Source organism: Halomonas sp. ND22Bw, assembly GCF_003011945.1.
Taxonomy (GTDB): Bacteria; Pseudomonadota; Gammaproteobacteria; order Pseudomonadales; family Halomonadaceae; genus Halomonas; species Halomonas halophila.
The window spans coordinates 1-351 of the sequence record NZ_PXWD01000378.1 but is presented as its reverse complement, the minus strand read 5'-3'; the positions used below and the strand labels follow the sequence as shown (position 1 = coordinate 351).

The following is a 351-nucleotide window of genomic DNA, read 5'->3' as shown; positions in this document are numbered from 1 at the left end:
ATGAGCGCGTTGAAGATGATGGCCGAGAGGATGGCGCTCCGCGGCGAGGCGAGGCCCATGACGTTGAGGGCCTGGAGCTGCGGGTAGAGCGTCAGGAACATCGCCGGGAGACCCGCGAAATACTTGGCCACGTCGTTGGCGATCGAGAAGGTGGTGAGCGAGCCGCGGGTCATCAGCAGCGCCTTGCCGGTCTCGACCACTTCGAGCAGCTTGGTCGGGTTGGAGTCCAGGTCGACCATGTTGCCGGCCTCGCGGGCCGCCACCGTGCCGGTGTTCATCGCCACGCCGACATCGGCCTGGGCGAGGGCCGGCGCGTCGTTGGTGCCGTCGCCGCACATGGCCACCAGCTTG

The 351-nt window shown here is 67.8% G+C and carries 1 protein-coding gene; it reads right to left on the bottom strand.

What is annotated here, in order from left to right; translation table 11 throughout:
* The coding region (locus CVH10_RS18530; RefSeq protein WP_146143055.1) for an HAD-IC family P-type ATPase at window positions 1–351 on the bottom strand (351 nt) is incomplete at both ends.